Raw genomic sequence first — 22,375 nt, 5'->3', positions numbered from 1 at the left:
CGATCGATATGTCTGCACCCATTGCCGACGCCGACCAGTTTGCCGTAGACTCCGAACGCTCTGCCGCCTCTTTGTCGTCTTCGGGTGTCGACGCTGCCTCCGTTGCCCGTCGTGCAGCACAAGCTGCATTTGATAAGAAGGCAGAAGATGTCTGCGTTCTTGACCTTACTGAGCTTTCCGATGTCTGCGATTACTTTGTTATCGCTACGGGCTCCAACGCCCGTCAATGCGATGCGGTGATTGACGAGGTTGAAGAGAAGGTTGCCGAAGCATTTTGTGAGCACCCCTTCTCCATCGAAGGACGTGACGAGAAGACCTGGATTCTTATGGACTACGGTTCGGTCGTCGTTCACGTTTTCACGCCTGAGGCTCGCGACTTCTATCGCCTGGAAAAGCTTTGGGGAGATGCTCCCCAGCTCGACGTAGAGCTCGTCTAATCCTCTTTGTGCATATACTTATCTTTTCGCACGATATCGCCATCGAAGCGGGCGGCACGGCCAAAACCTACCGCCCCTTCGCCAAATTTTTCACGCACCTGGTCTATCGTCACCGATAGCTTGCGGCGCTCAGAGGTTTGTGCTCCACGCTCATCAAGCGTGCAAAAGAGGTCGGTTTGGACTTCTTTAGGGCTGTCGAAATCACTCATGGCAAGGCCGGCCAGGCGTACATGCATGCCTTCAGACCAAACCGACGAAAGCAAGCTAAGGGCTACGGGCACAAAGACGTTTTCGTCATCGGTAGGGTGGGGAAGCCTTCGTTGAATGGTTTTTCCTGCGCCCCAGCTGTATTTCAGCTTTAAGGTGACCGTATTGCCTAATAGGGCTTTTCGGCGCATGCGGCGTGCAATTGATTCACCAAGCAGCACAATGGCTGCTTCAATGTCTGCACGTTCGATAAGATCATGGGCAAAGGTCCGCTCGTTGCTTACCGATTTGACGTCTTCAGGCGCATCGATAGGGGAGACCGCACTCAGCTCCCTGCCTTGTGCGCGCTCGCGCATGAGGTCTGCGTTTACGCCAAACACTGCAATTAAATCGCTTTGCCGCGCACTTGCAATGGCTCCAAGCGTTCGTATGCCACGTTCGTTGAGCATTCGCTCTGCCGCGGCTCCGATTCCGCTCATCGCACGTACTGGCAGAGGGCTCAAAAATGCTCGCTCGGTTCCCGGTATGACAATTGTCAGGCCATGGGGTTTGTCGCGCTCGCTTGCGATTTTGGCTACTGTTTTGCTTGATCCTAGGCCAATGGAGCAGGTAATCCCCAGCTTGGAGACACGCGCCGAGATACGCTTGCATATTTCGACCGGGTTTTCGGTATTGAATCTGCCCGGGGTGACATCGAAGAAGGCTTCATCAATCGATACCTGGTCAACATAGGGTGTCTCATCGGCGAGAATCGCCATAACCTGAGCGCTCATCTCCCGATATCGAGCGAAATTCCCCTTAGTCCAAAAGGCATGAGGACAGAGTCGTTGGGCTTGCGCGGAGGACATTGCGGAGTGAACCCCGAACATGCGTGCCTCATACGATGCGGTCGACACCACCCCGCGCGACTCGGGTGGCCCCCCGACGATGACGGGTTTGCCGCGCCATTCGGGATGGTCGAGCTGCTCGACGCTTGCAAAGAAAGCGTCGAGGTCCAAAAGCCCGATGGCTTGTCCACGCCACGCACCGAAGAGGGAATCAAATGCGTTGTCTAAATCGTATGTATGTTCGGTATCCATGAAGCAAGTATAACGCGATTACGTGGAAACCCTTGCATTTTGTCGATTCATGGTTAAGATATGAAAACGCTGTCGTTCATACCGAAGAAGTTTCTCTCACGACTTCACCTGCTCCGAACGATGGCGTATCATTACAAATCGTTTGTTTGTTGTTGCAGCTCAGCTGCTTGGTTGGAGGAGTTTTCATTGGCAGTCAAAATCCGCCTCGCTCGTCATGGTTCTAAAAAGCGTCCGTACTACCGCGTAGTCGTTGCTGATTCTCGCAGCCCGCGCGATGGTCGTCTGATCGAGGAGGTCGGCCGTTACAACCCGCTGACCACGCCCAAGACCATCAATCTTGATCTCGAGAAGATCGCCGACTGGCAGACCAAGGGTGCTCAGCTCACCGACGCCGTTGCCGCTCTGGTGAAGGCCGCCAACGAGGGCGAGAAGGCCGCTGCTGCCCCCAAGAAGTCCAAGAAGCAGCTCGCTCGCGAGGCTGAGGAGGCCAAGAAGGCCGCCGAGGCTGCTGCTGAGGCCGCTGAGGCTACCGAGGAGTAACGTTGTCCGAGGAGCTCAACGCAATCGAGGATGAGCTTGAGGTTTCGAGCACTGACGAAGAGATGGTTTCCGATCGCATTGCCGATTTGGTTGAATATCTTGTTGTCAGCATTGTTGATGATGCCGATTCCGTGAGCCTCGAGGTTATCGACGGCGAGGATTCATCCACGATTGAAGTTAGCGTTGCCGAGCCTGACGTCGCGAAGGTGATCGGCCGTCATGGTCGCACCATCAAGGCGGTTCGCACGCTTGCGCGCGCACTTGCTGCGCGTCTTGAAACGTCAGTCGAAGTCGAAGTCTTGGGATAAGCCTTGGCTGTTCGTTATCGCAACATAGCTCGTGTGGTGCGTCCGCACGGGTCAAAAGGGGAGGTTCTCGTGGCGCCGCTGCGAGGCCTTCCTTTCCTTTTGAAAAAAGGGCTCACCTGCGCTCTGACGCCGCCTGCGCTTGACCGCGATCGATTCTGCTCCATCAGGTCTCTTTCGTGTGGTGGCTCTGAGGCGCTCGTTTCTTTTAGCGGTGTCGATTCGCTCGATGCTGCCGAGGCAATTGCCGGATGCTATGTTCTTATAGCAGAAGATGAACTCGATCTTTCGCCCCTTGATCATTCGATAGATGATTTGATTGGGAGAAAGGTCCAGGATTCCCGTTACGGCTATCTGGGTGTTGTTACCGAAGTTATCTGCACGCCGGCAAATGATGTTTGGACTATCGACGAGGGTCCTTTTGGGGAGCTCCTCATTCCTGTCATCGATGAGGTGATTGATTCGATTCCCGATGACGGCCCCATCCATACCTCTATCATGGACGGTATCGTTACCGAGAGCGAACGTGAGGACGCTTGATGATCATCGAAACCCTTTCCGTTTTCCCCGAGATGTTCGATACCGTGATGTCGACATCCATTTTGGGACGTGCTAAGGCATCTGGCCTCTTTCAATTCCATGCATATAACCTTCGCGACTGGACGCACGACCGCCATCGTACGGTCGATGACGAGCCTTACGGCGGCGGACAGGGCATGCTCATGAAAGTTGAGCCTCTGGCCACAGCCATCGAGGATATCGCCTCCACGGGTCCTCGTCCCCATGTCGTCTTCTTTACACCGTGCGGCACCCCTTTCAACCAGCAAGTTGCCGAGCGACTCTCGCATGAGGAACGTATCTTGATGGTTTGCGGGCGTTATGAAGGCATGGACGAGCGTGCATATGAGTATGCCGATGAGCGCTTGAGCATTGGTGATTATGTTCTGACGGGCGGCGAGCTTCCTGCAATGGTTGTTGCCGACTCCGTTGTGCGACTTTTACCGGGTGCACTTGGTGACGAAATGTCGAATGTCGATGAATCCTTTGCGACGCAGGCGGGCGGCGGGCTCTTGGAATATGAGCAGTACACGCGACCTGCAACGTTTAACGGCAAAAGTGTCCCCGATGTCCTTCTTTCGGGCGATCACGCGAAGGTCGATGCGTGGAGGCGGAAGAATGCTATCGAGCGTACTTGTCGTTGGCGCCCCGATCTTATCGACACCGCCGATCTTTCGCCTGAAGAGACCCGTTTTGCCCGTGAGCTTATCGAGCGATATCATGTTATTCCCTCTGAATAGCGAGAATTGGAGCCATCGTGACGCCGCATAACGGTTCTTTCCTCCGAGGTTTTGCCGAATGGCTGATCGTCATTGTCATTGCCTGCGCCGCAACCTTTCTCATCCGTTCTTTTATCATTGAGCCGTACGTGGTTCCCACGGGATCGATGGAGTCCACCATCGAAATCGGCGATCAGGTCCTTGCCGAAAAGGTAACGGTTGAGCTTGGTCGGGGAGTGCGCACGGGTGACATCGTCGTCTTTCATAACCCCGACTCCAGCTCAGAGCACGACGTGCTTGTCAAGCGCGTCGTCGCGCTTGGAGGACAAACTGTCGATATGAAAGATGGGGTCCTTTATGTTGACGGCCAGGTGCTCGATGAGCCGTATGTGGCAGGGGAGTCTTGGCCGCTTGCCGCACAGGCCGATGGGATAACGGTGACGTTTCCGTATACGGTGCCCGAGGGCAGCGTATGGGTTATGGGCGACAACCGTGAGAACTCCGCCGACTCTCGCTATTTTGGAGCGGTGAGCCAGGAGAATATCATCGGCGTGGTCGTTTTGCGCTACTGGCCCTTGAATCGTTTCGGCACCCTGTAGAAATAACGCATCATCTTAAAAGTTTGACCCGAGCCGTGCGTATTCGCTCTGCACTTGGGCTACCATAGCAAACCGTATGAACCAATCGTGAATCGAGGGGATTTTGGGTATGGAGAAAAACGCTCTCACGTTCCAAGAAATCATCTTGCGTCTCCAGCAGTATTGGGGAAAACAAGGCTGTGTCATCATGCAGCCGTATGACTCCGAGGTCGGTGCGGGTACGTTCCATACTGCAACCCTGCTGCGTTCCTTGGGCAAAGATTCCTGGAGGGCCTGCTATGCGCAGCCGTGCCGTCGTCCAGCCGATGGTCGTTATGGCGAGAACCCCAACCGTATGCAGCACTATTACCAGTTCCAGGTACTTATTAAGCCTTCGCCTGTAAACAGCCAGGAACTTTATCTTGATTCTTTGGCGGCTATCGGCTTGGATCCAAACGAGCATGATGTGCGGTTCGTTGAAGACGACTGGGAGAGCCCGACGCTTGGTGCCTGGGGCCTTGGCTGGGAGGTCTGGCTCAATGGTATGGAGGTTACTCAGTTCACCTATTTCCAGCAGGTGGGCGGAATCGAGGTCAACCCCGTTCCCGTCGAGATCACCTATGGTCTTGAGCGTATCGCCATGTATGTTCAGGGTGTGAATTCCGTATATGACATCGTGTGGAGCTACTTGCCCGACGGCACGCCCATGACCTACGGAAACGTTTTCCTCGAAAACGAGCGTGAGTTCTCGGCATATAACTTCGAGGTCGCAAATATCGACATGATGCGTCAGAAGTTCGATGATTATGAGGCTGAGTGCCACTCCTGCCTCGATCGCAAGCTACCGCTTCCCGCTTATGACTGTGTCATGAAGTGCAGTCATGCATTCAATATCCTTGACGCTCGCGGAGCCCTGTCCGCCGTCGAGCGCGCCAATTACATTCTTCGCGTTCGCGCCGTCGCGAAGGCCTGCTGCGAGTCGTATCTCGCCGAAGTGGCCTGTGGCTCCGCCGATAACGCTTCGTCCCAGAAGGAGGCATAGAAACGATGTCTGAAAAGAAAGACTTCTTGCTCGAGATCGGAACCGAGGAGATGCCCTCCGCTCCGCTCATTCACGCTTCGAAGCAGTATCGTGAGCTTTTGGCCAAGGGCCTTGATGATGCCGGTCTCGCTCATGGTGATATCAAGATCATCACCTCTCCGCGCAGGCTCGGCGCGGTCATCGCCGATGTAGCGATCGAGACCGAAGAGGTTCATGAGGTTAAGCGCGGCCCCGCTGCGAACATCGCTTTTGATGAGTCTGGTGCTCCCACCAAGGCGGCGTGCGGCTTTGCACGCAAGTGCGGCGTTGATGCTTCTGAGCTTGTACGTCGTGAGGACACCGATGGACGCGAGTATGTTTTTGCCGAGCGCTTCGTTCCCGCGGCTCCTGCCCAGCCTATTTTGACCGCACTAGCCGAGAATGTCATTTCCTCTCTTGAGTGGCCAAACTACCGCTCCCAGCGCTGGGGTTCCGAGAGCGCGACGTTTGTTCGCCCTATTCGTTGGATCTGCGCGCTTCTTGGTAACCAGGTCATTCCGGTACATTATGCGGATGTCGATAGCTCCAATACGACTCGCGGTCATCGTGTTTTAGGTCCGGGGGACCACGTTGTCGCTTCTCCTGCCGATTACGAGCATGTCCTCGAGGAGAATGGCGTTTTGTCTGCCGAGCGCCGTCGCAAGGTTATCCTGGATGGCATTGCTCAGATTGAAGCGGAGCGTGCTGGTGCCCATGTGGACACGCCCAAGAAGGTCTTCGATGAAGTTGTCAATCTTTGCGAGTGGCCTACGGTTCTCGTTGGTGTTTTCGACGAGGAATTCCTCGCTGTCCCGCATGAGATCATCTGCGAATCCATGCTCTCCAATCAGCGTTATTTCCCCATTTACGATGCGAACGGAAAGCTGACGCGCGAATTTGTCGTTGTTTCCAACACTAAGCCGGAAAACAACGAGCGAGTTATCGATGGCAATGAGCGCGTTGTTCGCGCTCGCCTCTATGATGCCAAGTTCTTCTATGACGAGGATCTTAAGGTTTCGCTTGAGACCTTCCGTTCCCGTCTCGCAAGCGTTGCCTTCCAGGAGAAGCTCGGCAACGTCTTGCAGAAGACAGAGCGCATCGAGTCGCTCTCTTTGGCAATTTGCCGTGAGGCGCGTATCGGGGCACATGTTGCATCCGATGCTCAGCGCGCTGCTCATTTCGCCAAAGCCGACCTCGTTTCCTCCGCTGTTGTGGAGTTCACTAACCAGCAGGGTGTCATGGGCGGTTATTACGCGAAGGCTGCCGGTGAATCCGATGAGGTCGCTGAGGCTATCCGCGATCACTATCGTCCTCGTTTTGCAGGCGACGATCTTCCCTGCGGTCTAGCCGGCTGTGTTGTAGCCGTTGCCGATAAGCTTGATACCATCGCTGGTATGTTTGCTATTGGCGAGCCTCCGACCGGTTCCAAAGATCCGTTCGCGCTGCGTCGTTCCGCTATCGGTGTCATCAACATCTTGGCAGATCGTCTGCGTTGCGGCTATGTTGCCTTGGTCGATGCTGCTCTTGATGCCTATCTTGAGCAGGGCCTCTCGTTTAATAAGTCTGAAGTCGCACAGAATATCTGCACCTTTATCAAGGGTCGTATGGAGCAGATTGCCCGCGATGCGAAGATTAAGTCCGATACGGTTGCTGCGGTTTCCCGCGGCACCATTGAGGCCCCTGTCGATTTCTTTGCGCTCGCCCATGCACTCGACGACGCTCGTGCCAACGATGCCGAGACGTTTGATAATCTTGCTACGGCTTATGCGCGTGCAAGCCATCTGGCTGATTCGTCGCTGGGTCAAGATGTTGACGAGGCGCCTCTTCTGCCTGTCGAGCATGACCTTCTTCGTGCAATCGATGCTGCTCAAGATAAGGTTCACGCCGCGATTGATTCCTCTTCCTACGCTGAGGTCATTTCTTCTCTCGCCGAACTGCGTGAGCCTATCGATCGCTTCTTCGACGATGTCCTGGTAATGGATGAAGATGAAACGATCAAGAACAACCGCCTGCGTTTGCTCAATCGTTTCGTTTCTGTTTTCCATGATGTTGCCGACATGGGTGAACTTGCTCGAAAGTAATTTCTTTCGACATATTTTGATATGAAAGCGAATCGCTCTAATATTGTGCGATTCGCTTTCGTTTTATTCCGGCCACTTGAATCCAATTACTCATAACACCTTAAAACAGGGTAGTATGTCTTTTATATCCACCGAGAGGATAAAGGGGCAATAATGCCGGATAGGTTTGATGAAACAACGCCCATAGTCCATGTTATCTCCGATTCCCTTGGCGATACGGCTTGCGAGGTCGTGCTTGCCGCTGCAGGGCAATTTGATGAAGGCAGCATTCGCATTTCGCGGTTACCAAAAGTTTCGCATATCGCTCAGGTGACTTCTTATCTCGATATGCAATCAAAGAAATGCGCGAACAGCGCGGTATTCCATACGATTGTCAATACCGATCTGCGTCACGCGGTGATGGACGAATGCGTAAACCGCAACATCCCTAACGTCGATTTGATGGGTCCCGCAACCTGTATCATTTCCCAGCTTACCGGTAAAGAGCCCCATGGTATCCCTGGTACGATCCACCGAACCGATCAAAGATATTTCAAGCGCATCGAGGCGATGGAGTATTTTGTTGAGCACGATGACGGCAGGGGAGCTGACGATATTCGTGACGCTGACATCGTCTTGCTGGGCATTTCTCGAACTTCAAAAACTCCGCTCTCCATGTATCTTGCTTTTCAGGGGTATCGTGTTGCCAATATTCCCCTTGCGCTTGAAATGGAGCCGCCTCAGTCGATCTTTGAAGTCGACCCCATGAGACTATTTGGGCTTCTTTCTACAACGGATGTCATCGCCGACATCCGTGACCGGCGACTGGGGGATGACTATTCGCGAGCTTGGGCCTCTTCTTATTCTGATCCCGAATCTATTACTCGAGAGATGGAAGAAGCTCACAAACTGATGAAACGCCTGGGTTGCTTTGTTATTCGCACTGACCGAAAGGCAATCGAAGAGTCTGCTGCAGAAATCATCGACCACCTTGAAACAGTTCAAGCAGCTCGTGCAGCCAGGGCAAGAAAAAATTCAAAATAGGTATCTACATCAAGTAACCACATGTAGAGCCGTTTACGGTAACTTTCGTTACGGTCGCGGGTCATATCCCTTAATACGAAAGATTTCGTAGGTTTTTGCCTATCATGCTAATTGCCCGGACTCCAACTGAGGTCCGGGCTTTTCATACCACGATAGTGCATCAACACAGATGCGATGAAAGGGGATTATCGTGAGCACACAGCAGCGCGTCTACCGTTTTGGTGTTGACGAGCACGGGACCGATGTAACCGAAGGCGCATCGAGCATGAATTACACGCTCGGCGGCAAGGGCGCCAACCTTGCCGAGATGGCGCGCATCGGCCTGCCTGTTCCTCCGGGATTCACCATCACCTGCCAGACCTGCGTCGAGTACTCGGGAGCCAACAACACCTGGCCCGATGGCGCTCTTGACGAGATCGGTCAAGCAGAGGATGATCTCGAGCGTCGCATGGGCAAGAAGCTCGGCGATCCTAACGACCCTCTGCTGGTTTCCGTGCGTTCCGGTGCCCCGTTCTCCATGCCCGGCATGATGGATACCGTTTTGAATCTTGGCCTTAACGACGAATCTGTGCAGGGCCTGATTAAACAGACGGAAAATCCTCGTTTCGCCTGGGATTCTTATCGTCGCTTCATCCAGATGTTCTCGAACGTCGTTCTTGATGTCGATGCTGATCTTTTTGAGAATGCCATTACGCAGAAGAAGGTTGTCGCTGGCGTTCGCAACGACTCCGATCTTTCTGCCGAGGACCTCGAAGAGCTTGTTGCCGAATTCAAGGAGATCTTCTCCTCTCACGTTTCTGCCGAAATTCATCCTGAGCTCGTCGTTGATGGCGAGGTGTGCTTCCCGAGTGACCCGAGCCTCCAGCTTCGCCTTGCCATCCAGGCCGTTTTTGGCAGCTGGATGAATGAGCGCGCTATCCTGTACCGCAAGCAGCACGCAATCTCAGATGATTTGGGCACTGCCGTCAACGTGCAGGTGATGGTTTTTGGTAACAAGGGCGAGACTTCAGCTACCGGTGTCGCCTTTACCCGCAACCCGGCAGACGGAACCAAAGAGTTCTACGGCGACTTCCTTGTCAACGCCCAGGGCGAAGACGTTGTCGCTGGTATTCGCAACACCGAGCCCATCACCGATCTTAAGAAGACCCCCGGTCTTGAAGAGGCGGGCGCCGAGCTCGAGCAGGTTTTCGTGACCCTTGAAAATCACTATCGTGATATGTGCGATATCGAGTTCACAATCGAGCAGGGCAAGCTCTGGATGCTGCAAACTCGCGTGGGCAAGCGTACCGCTACGGCTGCGTTGCGCATTGCCATCGAGATGGTCGAAGAGGGTCTTATCACGCGTGACGAAGCGGTTTCACGCATCGATCCGTCTCAGCTCGATCAGCTGCTCCATCCGCAGTTTGACACCACGGCCAAGGTCGATATCCTCGCTCGCGGTCTCAATGCAAGCCCCGGCGCCGCTGTGGGCAAGGTCGTCTTCTCTTCCGATGATGCCGTCGCGAGCGCAGAGGCGGGCGAGCCGTGCATCCTCGTTCGCTGGGAAACCAACCCCGATGACCTCAAGGGCATGGTTGCCGCAGAGGGCATCCTCACGAGCCACGGTGGCAAGACCAGCCATGCTGCCGTCATCGCGCGCGGCATGGGTACTCCGTGCGTTTGCGGTGTTGAATCCTTCCGCATCGATGCTGCCAAGAAAGAGGTTCGCGTAGAGGGCACCGATACCGTTCTTCATGAGGGTGACATGATTTCCATCGACGGTGCTCAGGGAATCGTTGTGCTCGGTGCCGTACCGCTGGTTTCGGCCGAGCTTTCCGGCGACCTCGAGACCATTCTGTCTTGGGCAGACGATATTCGCCGCGATGCCTCCTTCGGTCATCTTGTCGGCGTTCGTGCCAATGCGGATAACCCCGAGGATGCAAAGCTTTCTCGCGAGCTGGGCGCCGAGGCAATCGGCCTGTGCCGCACTGAGCATATGTTCCTGGGAGATCGCAAGCAGATCATTCAGACCTTCATCCTCACTGACGAGCCCGATGTCCGCCAGCATGCACTCGCCGATCTTCTTTCCGTTCAGACCAAGGACTTCCTCGAGATGTTCCGCGAAATGGACGGCAAAAACGTTATCGTTCGTCTGCTCGATCCGCCCCTGCATGAGTTCCTGGATGATCCGCGTGCCCTTGAGGTCGAGATTGCGCGCGCCGAGGCTGAAGGTGCAACTGCGGAGGAGCTTGCACCCAAGCGCGCCCTCCTGCGTCGTATTGACGGCATGATTGAGTCCAACCCGATGCTTGGCCTTCGTGGCGTGCGCCTTTCGATTGTATTCCCCGATCTGCCTTTGATGCAGGTGAGGGCTATCGCTTCTGCTGCCGCCACTTTGAAGGCTCAGGGCCTCGATCCGCGTCCCGAGATCATGGTGCCGCTCGTCTCTATGACCACCGAGCTTGCGCAGCTGCGCTCTGTAATCGAACGTGTTATCGACGACGTCGAGCGCGAGAATACTGTTGAGCTTGACATTCCTATCGGAACGATGATCGAGCTTCCTCGAGCCTGCGTTACGGCAAACGAGATCGCTCAGCACGCAGACTTCTTCAGCTTTGGCACAAACGACTTGACCCAAACCACGTTCGGCTTCTCCCGCGATGACGCCGAGTCGAAGTTCATCCCGATTTATCTGCATCGTCACGTTCTCGAGTCCAATCCGTTCGAGACGATCGATGACGGAGTGGTCTCGCTGGTGAAGATGGCTGTCGATCGCGGCCGCTCCACCAATCCCAAGCTTGATCTTGGTGTTTGCGGTGAGCACGGTGGTGATCCCCGTTCTATCAAGAAGCTCTACAAGGCGGGAGTCGACTATGTCTCTTGCTCTCCGTATCGCGTGCCTATTGCTCGACTTGCCGCAGCGCAGGCAAAGCTATCCGATCGCTAGTTGCATCTAGCATCGTTTTGCGATAAAAACGCTTCCCCCTTTCGTACCCCCTCCGTGAGGAGGGGGTACGCTGATTTAAGGAACCTCCATAAACTAAGGTTTTGTCGCTATTTCTTCTTGCTTCGCGCAGGTACTTGCGTATAATTACTTTCGTTTGTTCAACTACGTGTCGACATTCGTGTGCGGCACCTCTAGAAGAGTAAGGAAATAACATGGACTACATTCGCGCAATTGAGCGCCAGCAGATCCGCGAGGACATTCCTCAGGTTCGCGTCGGCGACAACGTCAAGGTGCACTACCGCATTAAGGAAGGCGATCGCGAGCGCATCCAGGTCTTTCAGGGCGACGTTATCCGCATGAGCGGTGCCGGTGCTCGCGAGACCTTCACCGTCCGCAAGATCTCCTTTGGCATTGGTGTCGAGCGTACGTTCCCGCTGCACAGCCCCAAGATCGCCAAGCTCGAGGTTGTTCGTCACGGCCGTGTTCGTCGCGCTAAGCTCTACTATCTGCGTGACAAGGTGGGCAAGGCTGCTCGCATCCCCGAGAAGCGCTAAGCACAACTGCGAGTCGGTTGTTAATCGCCTGTTAAAGGACCGCCTCCGGGCGGTCCTTTTTTAATGATAGGAAGTCCCATGGCCAATATGACAAGCTCCGCTCCAGCAGCTGTCATCTCTGCAGAGCTCGCTTCAGCTCAAATCGAGGAACTCGCAGCGCTTATCGAGCGCTATCGGGACGACCCGCGCCAGCAGGTTAAAAAAGCCTGTGAGCGCGCTTCGCGTCGTCTTGAAAAAGAACAACGCGAACAAGAACGCGTCCGTCACATGTATGAACAGATGGTCGAGCTGGGCGGAAACGGCGTTGTGGTTGGTGTTGACGAGGTGGGCAGGGGGTCTGTTGCTGGCCCGCTCACCGTGTGCGCCGTTTGCCTTCCCGCAGAGCCCATCATTTGGGGCATCAATGACAGCAAGCAGCTTACGCCGGCGCGTCGTGAGTTATTGGCGGTCAAGATTACAGATGTTGCCACCGCTGTAGGCATCTGCCATATTGCTCCGGAAGTGATTGATGAGATTGGCATGGCGGCGGCCCTCAGACGCGCTGTTGCTGGAGCTGTTGAGGATACCGGCCTTGCGCCCGACTGCGTCCTGATGGATGGCAACCCTCTTGGAGCGGTTCCCCAAGAGCGAAATGTCGTCCATGGCGATGCACATGTTGCCTGCATCGCCGCCGCTTCCATCGTGGCCAAAGTGACTCGTGACGAGATGATGGTTGAGCTTGACGCTGAGTATCCGGGATATCACTTTGCGCAATCAAAAGGCTACGCATCGGCAGAGCATATCCAAGCCATCAAAGAGCAGGGTCTATCGCCTGTACATCGCGTATCATTTTGTGGCAATTTCTTAGAAACGCAGACTCTTTTCTAGATCATGATTGCGCTCAATTTCTTCTCCGTGCCAGCTTTTGACCCTTTTACCTGGGCTGTTAGATTTGGGGAAGAATCAAAGGACTTTTGATCAAGTCCCCTGTGAGTTCTTGCGGTTTATTGAGGCGCTTCCTCCATCGATACTTCCTCCAACACAGGAAGGAAGTGATCGGTATGTCTACAACGGATCGGCAAGCTGGGCGAATCAGCAATTCAAGGCGCGTCGCGGAGGAAGCTCTTAAAAGCGGCGATGATTTCCCCGAGTTCATTGAAACGCTTACGCCCAAGGAGCTCGGTTATCTAGGTGAGGCGCTTGCGTGTTCATATCTTGAGGAGCGGGGCCTCGAGGTGGTTGAGAGGCAGTACCGCTGTCGCGAGGGCGAAGCGGATATCATCGCTCACGATCTCGATTCGGATGAAATCGTACTTGTCGAGGTTAAAACAAGACGCGCCTCAAGGTCCTCAACGATTGATATATATCCCGAGGAAGCCGTTGATGAAAGAAAGTGCCTTCGGTACGCTCGCATTGCCTCATGCTATGTAATGGAACATTACCCAGTCACATCGCTGCGTTTTGACATTATTGCCATTACGCTGCTGAGCGGGGGTGCTGCGCGCATCACTCACGTTCAGGATGCATTTGAATGGGACGCCCAGCGATGAGCGGGCGCGAAGTTTATGCGATTCACGCCGCCTGTATTCGCGGGGTCGAAGCATTCCCTGTGACGGTTGAGGTTTCGATGGCGGAGGGTATTCCGGGAATCACGATTGTCGGAATGCCCGACTCAACTGTTTTGGAAGCTCGAAGCAGGATTCGCTGCGCATTGCGTTCAACCAGTTTCGAAATCCCTCGCAAGAGCATTACGGTCAACCTCTCTCCAAGCGATATAAAAAAGACAGGGTCCAGCCTTGACCTGCCTATTGCCGTGGCAATATTGGCCCTTTCAAAGCAAATACCGCGTGAAGGCCTCGAAAGCAGCCTCTTCTTTGGGGAGATTGCACTTGACGGCAGCGTCCTTGCCACCCGAGGAGAAGTGCCCTATCAAATTCTTGCTCGAGAGATGGGTCTAGATCTTGTTGGAGGCGAGATGGGTGAGCCTGTTTCGCTTCCAAACGTCAATCGCTATTACGTTCAAAGCATCAGCGCCTTTCGCGGCGGCAAAGATTCCTGGGCGGCCCTTCGCGTTCAACCTCAATTTAGGCAGCGGACACCGGCGGTGTCACTAGATTACGCCGATGTCGTTGGACAGGAAATCGCAAAGCGAGGTATGGTCATCGCCGCTGCAGGCGAGCATGGTTTGATGATGATCGGAACGCCCGGCGCAGGAAAAAGCATGCTTGCGCAACGCCTGTGCGGCATTTTGCCGCCGATTGACGATGCGGAACTTTTAGAAGCGCTCAGCATTCATTCCGTTATCGGTGAGCCGTTGGAAGATCTGCTTTGCGGGCGACGGCCATTTCGTCGTCCTCACCATAGTCTTTCTGCGGCAGGCCTTTTAGGCGGCAACCGGCCCGTCCGTCCAGGGGAGGCGAGCCTTGCACATGGTGGAGTGCTGTTTCTCGAAGAGATGGGGGAGTGGCCGTCTCATGTGCTTCAAATGCTCAGGCAGCCTATCGAAGAAGGAGTCGTTCGCATTATCCGCGCAGACGGTTCCTATCTTTTCCCGGCGCGTTTTCAATTGCTTGCTGCAAGCAATCCCTGTCCCTGCGGCTATCTCGGTGATCCAGAAGTCGAATGCCGGTGCACTCCGGCAGCGGTCGAGCGCTATCAAGCAAAGCTATCGGGACCGCTCGCCGACCGAATCGATATCTCTATCAGCGTAATGCGTCCTTCTGCAGAGCTTATCGTTCAGGGAAGCGAGGGGATGTCGACTGCAGAGATGCAAGCGCAAGTTCTCGAGGCTAGAGAATTTAGATCTGCACGCATACGCCGCGCATTTCGCTCTTTTGCGCCAGACGCCTCCACTTCGGCCGAAGCCTCTATCCGAACGCTCGAATTCAATGAGGATGGAGAGAGTACCCTGCTGGCTTATTCAAAAAGAAATCTTTTGACGGCACGAGGAATCGTGCGATTAGCTCGAGTGGCAAGAACGGTCGCCGACCTATCGCATTCTGCATCTGTGACGAGTGAGCATGTTCTGGAAGCCGCCATGTTTCAGGGAAGGGCACGTGCATAAGATGAAAGCCAATTGTTATGAAATCGAGCGCTTGGACCCACGCTTTCCCCCAAGCATTCTCGAACTGCCCAGCCCTCCCAATAAGCTCTATGTTCGAGGCAATATTGAGCTGCTCAATAGGCCTGCGCTCTCCATTATCGGAGCTCGCTCTGCGTCGCCATACGGCCTGGCTATTGCCGAAATCGCCGCAACTATCGCAGCTCAATCAGATATATGTGTTGTATCGGGTGGGGCTAAAGGCTGTGACCAAGCCGCGGGGCGCTCTGCCCTTGCTGCCGGTGGCAAGCACGTTGTTGTCTTGGGGTGTGGCGCCGATGTCGTTTACCCGCGTACTTCTAAGTCGCTCTTCGATCTGACGCTGGCGCAGGAAGGGGCGATTGTCTCGCTCGATCCTTGGGGAACACCGCCGAGAAAATATGCCTTTCCGCGCAGAAATCGAATCATCGCTGCCCTCGGTAACGCTCTGTGTATAACAGAAGCGGGTCTGCCTTCCGGCACGTTTAGTACGGCGGAAACCGCAATTGAGCTTGGCCGTGAGATATTTGCCGTCCCCGGCTCGATCTTTTCCCCCGAGTCGCGCGGAACCAACTACCTAATTGCAAACGGCGCTTGCTGTATCGCCGATGAGGATTCACTCGAAATGGCGATTTCGCGCGTGTTTGGAAAACTGAGGATGTTTAGGGAGGGGGCGCACGATCCCCTTGAACAACGCTCGCAGCTCGAGCAGCGCATTTTACATGCTGTAATCGCAAATCCGATGTCAATAAACGAACTGTCCCTTTTTCTCAACCTTAGCTCTATAGATACGCTGCAGGCTATGAGCAGTTTGACCGTCGACGGATTTGTCGAGCGATTGCTCGATGGACGATTTGCGCCGACCAAAGAATTGCTTCAGGCTTCCTCGGCAATCATGCACAATACAACATGATGAATTGATTAACGGGGGAGTGTCTTTTATGGATCAGATCGTGAGCATTATCGGCGGAGGTCTTGCTGGATGCGAGTGTGCATGTCAACTTGCCGATCGCGGCGTGCGCGTTCGACTGTACGAAATGAGACCGCATAAGATGTCCGCTGCGCACCATACGGGGCATCTCGCAGAGCTCGTCTGCTCTAATTCCTTGAAGTCGCTGCGTGAAGACTCCGCTGCGGGGATGTTGAAGCGCGAGCTCACGCAGTTGGGCTCCGTGCTTCTCGAATGCGCCAAAAGCGCATCTGTTCCCGCAGGTGGAGCGTTGGCGGTCGACCGCGACGTCTTTGCATCATGCGTGGAAAAGCAGATTGCACAGCGCGACCGTATTGAAGTGATTCGTAAGGAGGTTTCGTCCATTCCGGACGGCCCGGTTGTCATCGCGGCGGGTCCGCTGTGTTCTGCCACGCTTGCCGATGCCATTTCAGACCTTACCGGAAGCGCCCGTCTCTCGTTCTTCGATGCTGCCGCGCCGATTGTCGAAGCCGATTCCCTCGACATGAACATCCTCTTCTCTCAATCGCGATACGAAGATTCCGCTACGGGCGATTACCTCAATGCTCCCTTTTCAAAAGATGAATATGTGGCGTTTATAGAAGCTCTCACATCGGCCGAGCGCGTCATTATGAAAGACTTCGAGACGCGTGACCTATTCCAAGCGTGCCAGCCTGCAGAAGAAGTTGCGCGCAAGGGAATTGACGCGATTCGCTTTGGAGCGATGAAGCCGGTTGGCCTTACCGATCCGCGCACAGGCCGTAGGCCATGGGCTGCAGTGCAGCTTCGTGCCGAAAACCGCGACTGCACCGCCTATAATCTTGTGGGCTTTCAGACGAATCTGACATTTCCGGAACAAAAACGCGTGTTTCGCATGATTCCAGGGCTGGAGCATGCAGAGTTCTCGCGTTTTGGCGTCATGCATCGCAATACTTTCATCGACAGCCCCCATGTTTTGGACAAGACGATGCGTATACCCGGCACAAAAGTGCGCTTTGCGGGCCAAATCGCAGGAACCGAAGGCTACACCGAGGCGATTGCTTCCGGTTTGCTCGCAGCTCTCAACACCTTTGCAGATCTTTCGTCGCGTGACTATCTCGAGCTTCCCAACACATCTGTGCTGGGGTGCCTGATTGATTATGCAACCGATCCCGCTGTCGAAGATTATCAACCGATGCATGTGAACTTTGGCATCATGCCGCCCCTCGAAGATGGGCGCCGCCGTTCCAAACGCGACCGTTATGCAGCTTATTCCCAGCGGGGTAAGGATGCACTTGAACGAGTGATTCGCGATAGGGGAGACCTTTTTGACCGCAACGCTCTATAGCTATATAGATTCCTTTATCCAATATATTTCTCGCGTCCAAGGCCTGTCGCCTCAAACCGTGCGAGCATATCGGTCGCATCTCGAGGCATATGCTCGGTGGTGCGAAAAAGAACACGTTGAGGGCCTTAGGGTGTCTGTAGCCGAGCTGAGGGGCTATCTGGGCGACCGCCAGCGCTTGGGAGATGCACCCCGCACCTTGGCGGCGCATCTCTCGGCCATTCGCTCGCTGTATCGCTGGCTCAATATCGAGGAGATTATCGATAAGGACCCCGCAGCGGCCCTTCAGTCGCCCAAACTTCCCTCAACGCTCCCTATCGTTTTGAGCACCTCCCAGCTTGATTTGCTATTTGATGCGGTCGACGGTTCTACCCCCGGGGGAGTTCGCGACGGCACCATGCTTGAACTCCTTATAGCAAGCGGAGCCCGCATCTCGGAGCTAGCGCGCCTTTGCCTTAATGATTTCGATCGCTCTCACCAAACGCTGCGTTTGCTTGGCAAAGGGTCAAAGGAGCGAATCGTGCCTCTCTACAATAAGGCGTTCGACTCCTTGGATATCTACGTACGCCAGGCTCGTTTGGCCCTATTGGAGAAGGCACACTGTAGTCAAAGCGATACGACTCGGCTATTTATCTCTGATCGCGGTCGCCCCATGGACGCGGCGGCCCTGAGAAGAAGATTTGACTTGCTTGTAAGAAAAGCGGGACTTCCCGCCGGCATTACACCGCACACCATGCGCCACACTTATGCGACGGAGCTATTAGAGGGGGGAGCGGATCTACGAAGTGTCCAGGAGCTCTTGGGCCATAGCTCGCTTTCCACGACGCAGATTTACACACATGTGTCGCCCGAACGCCTTCGCACGGCGATACATCAAGCCCATCCGCGAGCGTGATACGTGTCTGATTCGTGTCGGGGCGATCATTTTATCGGAATCGACCCTTGCGTATTCTTCTCTGCCTGTTATTATTTTGCAGGTTGTGCTTGGCACAGCTCTATTCATTTCACACGCACGGCTACTTGCCTGCCGCGGTGCTCGTCCCTAGGTAGCTCAGGGCCGAGTGGCAGATAAGGTCGACCCCGTGCGGAGGCAAACCAGGAGGTAAAACATGGCTACCAAGATTAATGTCCGCACCCTTCTCGAGGCCGGCTGCCACTTTGGTCATCAGACCCGTCGCTGGAACCCCAAGATGAAGCCGTACATCTTCGGCGAGCGCAGCGGCATCTACATTCTCGACCTCAAGCAGACCATCATGGAGGCCGACTCCGCATACACGTTCATCAAGAACACCTGCGCACATGGCGGCAAGGTTCTCTTTGTCGGCACCAAGAAGCAGGCTCAGGATGCTGTCAAGGCTTCTGCTGAGCGCGCCAACATGCCCTACATCAACCAGCGTTGGCTCGGCGGCATGCTTACCAACTTCGTGACCATCCGCTCCCGTATGAACCGCATGGAGGAGCTCGAGGCCATGATCGAGGATGGCCGCATGGCTGTTCTCCCCAAGAAGGAGCAGGCTGTGCTTGGCAAGGAGCTCGCTAAGCTCCAGGCCAACCTCGGTGGCGCTCGCGATATGAAGGCCCTGCCCCAGGCTCTCTTCGTCATTGATACCAAGCGTGAGGAGAACGCCATCAAGGAGGCCCAGCGCCTGAGCATCCCTGTCGTCGCTCTTATCGACACCAACTCCGATCCCGATGTCGTCGATTATGGCGTCCCCTGCAACGACGACGCCATCTCCGCTGTCGCCCTTATGTGCGATCTGTTCGCCGATGCCTGCCTCGCCGGCTCTGGCAAGGAGCAGATCACCGAGGCCGAGATGACGGCTCCTGCAGCCGAGCAGACCGCTGAGCCGGCTGCTGACGCTGAGTAAAACAGTTTCGCGATTGTACCTGGTTCAAGAAAGGACCCAATCATGGCACAGATTACCGCCGCTATGGTCAAGCAGCTCCGCGAGATGACCGACTCTCCCATGATGGAGTGCAAGAAGGCTCTCGTTGAGGCTGATGGCGATATGGACGCCGCTGTTGACGTTCTGCGCAAGAACGGTCTTGCTAAGGCTGCTAAGAAGGCCGGACGTGAGACCAACGAGGGCGCCGTCGCCGCTTTCGTTTCCGAGGACTCTAAGACTGGCGCTCTGCTTGAGCTCTCCTGCGAGACCGACTTCGTTGGTTCGAACGCTAAGTTCACCGGCTTTGCTACCAACGTTGCCGAGGTCGTCGCCACGACTGAGCCTGCCGATCTCGATGCTCTGCTCGCTGCTCCCATGAATGGCGCTACTGTTTCCGAGGAACTCACCGAGATGATTCATGTCATGGGTGAGAACATGAAGATCGCTCGTTTTGCCGCACGCAAGGTTGAGGCTGGCGCACTTTCCACCTACATTCACATGGGTGGCAAGATTGGCGTTATGGTCGAGTTTGCTTTCGAGAAGCCCGAGACCGCTTCTGCCGACGCTTTCAAGACCTTTGCGCATGACGTTGCCCTTCAGGTTGCCGCCGCTGCCCCCATCTGCGCCACCCGTGAGCAGGTCCCGGCAGAGACCGTTGCCCACGAGAAGGAGATCTACATCGCTCAGGCTGCTGAGTCTGGTAAGCCCGAGGCCATCCAGGAGAAGATGGCTGTTGGCCGCCTGGAGAAGTTCTACAAGCAGTGCGTCTTGAACGAGCAGGAGTTCATCAAGGATTCCAACCTCACCATCAAGAAGTATGCTGAGCAGGTTTCCAAGGAACTCGGCGACACCATCACCGTTGTCGACTTTGATCGCCTGGTCCGTGGCGAGGCAAACTAGTCTCTCTATTGAGCCTTTATAAAGCAGGCTGTGGGTTTTGCCCATAGCCTGCTTTTTTATGGGCCGCAAGCTCATTCCTGATAGAATGAATCCAAATGAACGAGTAAGGAGGACCTCTTGTCTGATTACCTCTATAAGCGCGTCTTGCTCAAACTCTCGGGTGAAGCTCTGATGGGCAACAACGGCTACGGTATCGACCCTTCCGTCACGGAGCGTTTGGCCATACAGGTCAAGCGTCTTCACGATGACGGCGTCGAGGTTGGCGTCGTGGTGGGAGGTGGCAATATCTTCCGTGGCCTCGCCGGAGCCGCCGGAGGTATGGATCGCGCCCAGGCAGACTATATGGGCATGCTCGCTACCGTAATGAACGCCCTTGCGCTACAGGATGCTTTCGAGCGTGTCGAGTGCCCATGCCGCGTGATGAGCGCCATTCAGATGAATGAGGTCGCAGAGCCTTATATCCGTCGCCGCGCCATGCGTCATCTTGAGAAAGGCGACGTCGTGATTTTCGCCGCCGGTTCCGGCAATCCGTATTTCACCACCGATACGGCAGCTGCCCTGCGTGCCTGTGAGATCGGCGCCGATTGCCTCATCAAGGCAACTAAAGTCGATGGCATCTACGACAAAGATCCTGTTAAGAATGAAGACGCCGTAAGGTTCGACAAGATCACCTATCACGAGGTTCTTGTGCGCGGCCTTCAGGTTATGGATTCGACGGCTGCTGCCCTGTGCCAGGACAATTGCATGCCGATCATGGTCCTCAATATCGAGGGCGAGAATAATATCCAGCGTGCTCTTGCGGGCGAATCCGTGGGCACCATCGTTTTTCAGGAGGATTAATCATGTCTGACACTCGTGAAAAGATGGACAAGGCCATCGAGGCTCTTAAGCATAATTTCACCAAGGTGCGTACTGGTCGCGCTAACGCTACTATTCTGTCTGATATTACGGTCGATTATTATGGCGTTGCCACTCCGATCACCCAGGTTGCTGCCGTAAAGACCCCCGAGGCCCATATGCTCATGATTGAGCCTTGGGACAAGGCCCTGCTCAATGCTATTGTAAAGGCTATCAGCTCTTCCGATCTGGGCATCACCCCTAACAGCGACGGCAGCGTTGTGCGTCTTCCCTTCCCGGCGCCCACCGAGGAGCGTCGTCGTGAACTCGTCAAAGAGTGCCGTGAAATGGCCGAGCAAGCTCGCGTTGCCGTGCGCAATGTTCGCCGCGAGGCAAACAATAAACTTGAGCGCGATGAAGAGCTTTCTGAAGACGATGTTCGTCGCGAACAGGCTAAGATTCAAAAGCTCACCGATGAGTATGTCGCTAAGGTCGAAGAAGTCCTGAAGGCCAAAGAGGCCGAGGTCATGGAGATTTAATCTTGAAATACGACCAGGCTAAATTCGAGGCGTACTTCGCTGACGCTCCCGAAGATATCGATATGGGTCTGCTTGATATGGCGCGCATTCCGCGCCATATCTCCTGCATTATGGACGGAAATGGGCGCTGGGCAACTTCGCGCGGCCTTGCGAGAACCGAGGGGCATAAAGCGGGGATCATCTCGCTTCGCGAGATCATTACTGCATCCGTGCGCCTTGGCGTCGATGTTCTTTCGGCATATGCATTCTCGACCGAAAACTGGAATCGTCCCCAGCATGAGGTCAACGTTCTTATGCACTTATTCGCTAAGACGTTTATCGATGAATTGCCTTTGCTCAAACGCGAGAACGTTCGCGTTGTTTTCTTGGGGGATATCTCTGCGCTTCCCAAGAAAACGCGTGATGTGTTTGAGTATGGTTTAGAGGAATGCCGCTCTCACACGGGCATGGTTCTTGCGCTTGCTGTCAACTATGGCGGCCGTGCTGAAATTGTCCGTGCCGCCCGCACGGTTGCCTCGGCTGTAGCTACTGGTGCTCTTGCGGTCGAAGATATCGACGAAGCAACCTTTGCATCAGGCCTCTACACAAGCGATTTACCCGACCCGGAACTCGTTATTCGTACTTCGGGGGAGATGCGCGTTTCAAACTACCTTTTGTGGCAGATAGCCTATTCCGAGTTTTACATCACCGATACCTATTGGCCAGATTTTGACCGATGGGGGCTTATTCGCGCCATCTTGGGGTACCAGCATCGCGATCGTCGATTTGGCGGGCTTAGCGGCGAATCCAAATAACAATGCATTTTCTAGGACGTT

General features: G+C 54.8%; 23 protein-coding genes. 22 read left to right on the top strand and 1 reads right to left on the bottom strand.

Annotated features, from left to right (window positions below; all coding sequences use genetic code 11):
- Positions 1-8 precede the first annotated feature (8 nt).
- Positions 9-437, top strand: coding sequence for a ribosome silencing factor (rsfS, locus tag BQ9843_RS03430; protein WP_229064730.1), 429 nt, complete (start codon positions 9-11; stop codon positions 435-437).
- Here the strand turns inward: rsfS and dinB are convergent.
- Positions 434-1,723, bottom strand: coding sequence for a DNA polymerase IV (dinB, locus tag BQ9843_RS03425; protein WP_075843887.1), 1,290 nt, complete (start codon positions 1,721-1,723; stop codon positions 434-436). The two genes, rsfS and dinB, sit on opposite strands and share 4 nt — an antisense overlap.
- A 186-nt stretch (positions 1,724-1,909) precedes the next feature.
- Between dinB and rpsP the strand changes: the two genes are divergently transcribed.
- From rpsP to BQ9843_RS03320, 21 genes are all read left to right on the top strand, one after another.
- Positions 1,910-2,263, top strand: coding sequence for a 30S ribosomal protein S16 (rpsP, locus tag BQ9843_RS03420; RefSeq protein WP_022387436.1), 354 nt, complete (start codon positions 1,910-1,912; stop codon positions 2,261-2,263).
- A 62-nt stretch (positions 2,264-2,325) separates the two neighbouring features.
- Positions 2,326-2,571 carry a KH domain-containing protein gene (locus BQ9843_RS03415; RefSeq protein WP_052445347.1) on the top strand — a complete coding sequence of 82 codons (246 nt, stop codon included), beginning with the start codon at positions 2,326-2,328 and terminating at the stop codon, positions 2,569-2,571.
- A 3-nt stretch (positions 2,572-2,574) separates the two neighbouring features.
- Entirely contained in the window at positions 2,575-3,108 is a 534-nt protein-coding gene (gene rimM, locus BQ9843_RS03410) for a ribosome maturation factor RimM (protein WP_075843886.1), read from the top strand.
- Entirely contained in the window at positions 3,108-3,866 is a 759-nt protein-coding gene (gene trmD, locus BQ9843_RS03405) for a tRNA (guanosine(37)-N1)-methyltransferase TrmD (RefSeq protein ID WP_075843885.1), read from the top strand. Before rimM ends, trmD begins: the two co-directional genes overlap by 1 nt.
- A gap of 17 nt (positions 3,867-3,883) precedes the next feature.
- Positions 3,884-4,444 (top strand): signal peptidase I, encoded by a 561-nt coding sequence (lepB, locus tag BQ9843_RS03400; protein ID WP_075843884.1) that lies wholly within the window; start codon positions 3,884-3,886, stop codon positions 4,442-4,444.
- Positions 4,445-4,553: 109 nt separating this feature from the next.
- Positions 4,554-5,465, top strand: a complete 912-nt coding sequence (locus tag BQ9843_RS03395) for a glycine--tRNA ligase subunit alpha (protein WP_075843883.1) — start codon at positions 4,554-4,556, stop codon at positions 5,463-5,465.
- 5 nt (positions 5,466-5,470) lie between these two features.
- Entirely contained in the window at positions 5,471-7,564 is a 2,094-nt protein-coding gene (gene glyS, locus BQ9843_RS03390; RefSeq protein WP_075843882.1) for a glycine--tRNA ligase subunit beta, read from the top strand.
- Between the two features lie 153 nt (positions 7,565-7,717).
- On the top strand, positions 7,718-8,587 hold the full coding sequence (locus tag BQ9843_RS03385; RefSeq protein ID WP_022387429.1) for a pyruvate, water dikinase regulatory protein: 870 nt from the start codon (positions 7,718-7,720) through the stop codon (positions 8,585-8,587).
- 190 nt (positions 8,588-8,777) lie between these two features.
- On the top strand, positions 8,778-11,513 hold the full coding sequence (gene ppdK / locus BQ9843_RS03380) for a pyruvate, phosphate dikinase (RefSeq protein WP_075843881.1): 2,736 nt from the start codon (positions 8,778-8,780) through the stop codon (positions 11,511-11,513).
- Between the two features lie 212 nt (positions 11,514-11,725).
- A complete protein-coding gene (rplS, locus tag BQ9843_RS03375) occupies positions 11,726-12,067 on the top strand; it encodes a 50S ribosomal protein L19 (protein ID WP_022387425.1) in 342 nt (113 codons plus the stop codon).
- Positions 12,068-12,145: 78 nt separating this feature from the next.
- Positions 12,146-12,934: a ribonuclease HII gene (locus BQ9843_RS03370; protein ID WP_075843880.1), complete on the top strand. Its 789-nt coding sequence runs from the start codon at positions 12,146-12,148 to the stop codon at positions 12,932-12,934.
- Between the two features lie 173 nt (positions 12,935-13,107).
- Entirely contained in the window at positions 13,108-13,596 is a 489-nt protein-coding gene (locus BQ9843_RS03365) for a YraN family protein (protein ID WP_075843879.1), read from the top strand.
- A complete protein-coding gene (locus BQ9843_RS03360) occupies positions 13,593-15,110 on the top strand; it encodes a YifB family Mg chelatase-like AAA ATPase (RefSeq protein WP_075843878.1) in 1,518 nt (505 codons plus the stop codon). The genes BQ9843_RS03365 and BQ9843_RS03360 overlap by 4 nt, the downstream gene beginning before the upstream one ends.
- Before the next feature lies 1 nt (position 15,111).
- The gene (locus tag BQ9843_RS03355) at positions 15,112-16,038 is read left to right on the top strand and encodes a DNA-processing protein DprA (RefSeq protein WP_075843877.1); all 927 of its coding nucleotides are present in this window, start codon (positions 15,112-15,114) and stop codon (positions 16,036-16,038) included.
- A gap of 28 nt (positions 16,039-16,066) precedes the next feature.
- Positions 16,067-17,401: a methylenetetrahydrofolate--tRNA-(uracil(54)-C(5))-methyltransferase (FADH(2)-oxidizing) TrmFO gene (trmFO, locus tag BQ9843_RS03350; RefSeq protein WP_040220492.1), complete on the top strand. Its 1,335-nt coding sequence runs from the start codon at positions 16,067-16,069 to the stop codon at positions 17,399-17,401.
- Positions 17,382-18,293 carry a tyrosine recombinase XerC gene (locus BQ9843_RS03345; protein ID WP_309598680.1) on the top strand — a complete coding sequence of 304 codons (912 nt, stop codon included), beginning with the start codon at positions 17,382-17,384 and terminating at the stop codon, positions 18,291-18,293. The genes trmFO and BQ9843_RS03345 overlap by 20 nt, the downstream gene beginning before the upstream one ends.
- Before the next feature lie 214 nt (positions 18,294-18,507).
- The gene (gene rpsB / locus BQ9843_RS03340) at positions 18,508-19,266 is read left to right on the top strand and encodes a 30S ribosomal protein S2 (RefSeq protein WP_075843876.1); all 759 of its coding nucleotides are present in this window, start codon (positions 18,508-18,510) and stop codon (positions 19,264-19,266) included.
- A gap of 42 nt (positions 19,267-19,308) precedes the next feature.
- Positions 19,309-20,184 carry a translation elongation factor Ts gene (tsf, locus tag BQ9843_RS03335; protein ID WP_022387417.1) on the top strand — a complete coding sequence of 292 codons (876 nt, stop codon included), beginning with the start codon at positions 19,309-19,311 and terminating at the stop codon, positions 20,182-20,184.
- Between the two features lie 117 nt (positions 20,185-20,301).
- Positions 20,302-21,024: a UMP kinase gene (gene pyrH, locus BQ9843_RS03330; protein ID WP_022387416.1), complete on the top strand. Its 723-nt coding sequence runs from the start codon at positions 20,302-20,304 to the stop codon at positions 21,022-21,024.
- A 2-nt stretch (positions 21,025-21,026) separates the two neighbouring features.
- Positions 21,027-21,560, top strand: coding sequence for a ribosome recycling factor (frr, locus tag BQ9843_RS03325; RefSeq protein WP_040220488.1), 534 nt, complete (start codon positions 21,027-21,029; stop codon positions 21,558-21,560).
- 2 nt (positions 21,561-21,562) lie between these two features.
- The gene (locus BQ9843_RS03320) at positions 21,563-22,354 is read left to right on the top strand and encodes an isoprenyl transferase (RefSeq protein ID WP_075843875.1); all 792 of its coding nucleotides are present in this window, start codon (positions 21,563-21,565) and stop codon (positions 22,352-22,354) included.
- The last annotated feature ends 21 nt before the right edge of the window (positions 22,355-22,375 follow it).

Source organism: Collinsella bouchesdurhonensis (genome assembly GCF_900155365.1).
Taxonomy (GTDB): Bacteria; Actinomycetota; Coriobacteriia; order Coriobacteriales; family Coriobacteriaceae; genus Collinsella; species Collinsella bouchesdurhonensis.
This window is presented reverse-complemented; position numbering and strand designations above follow the sequence as displayed.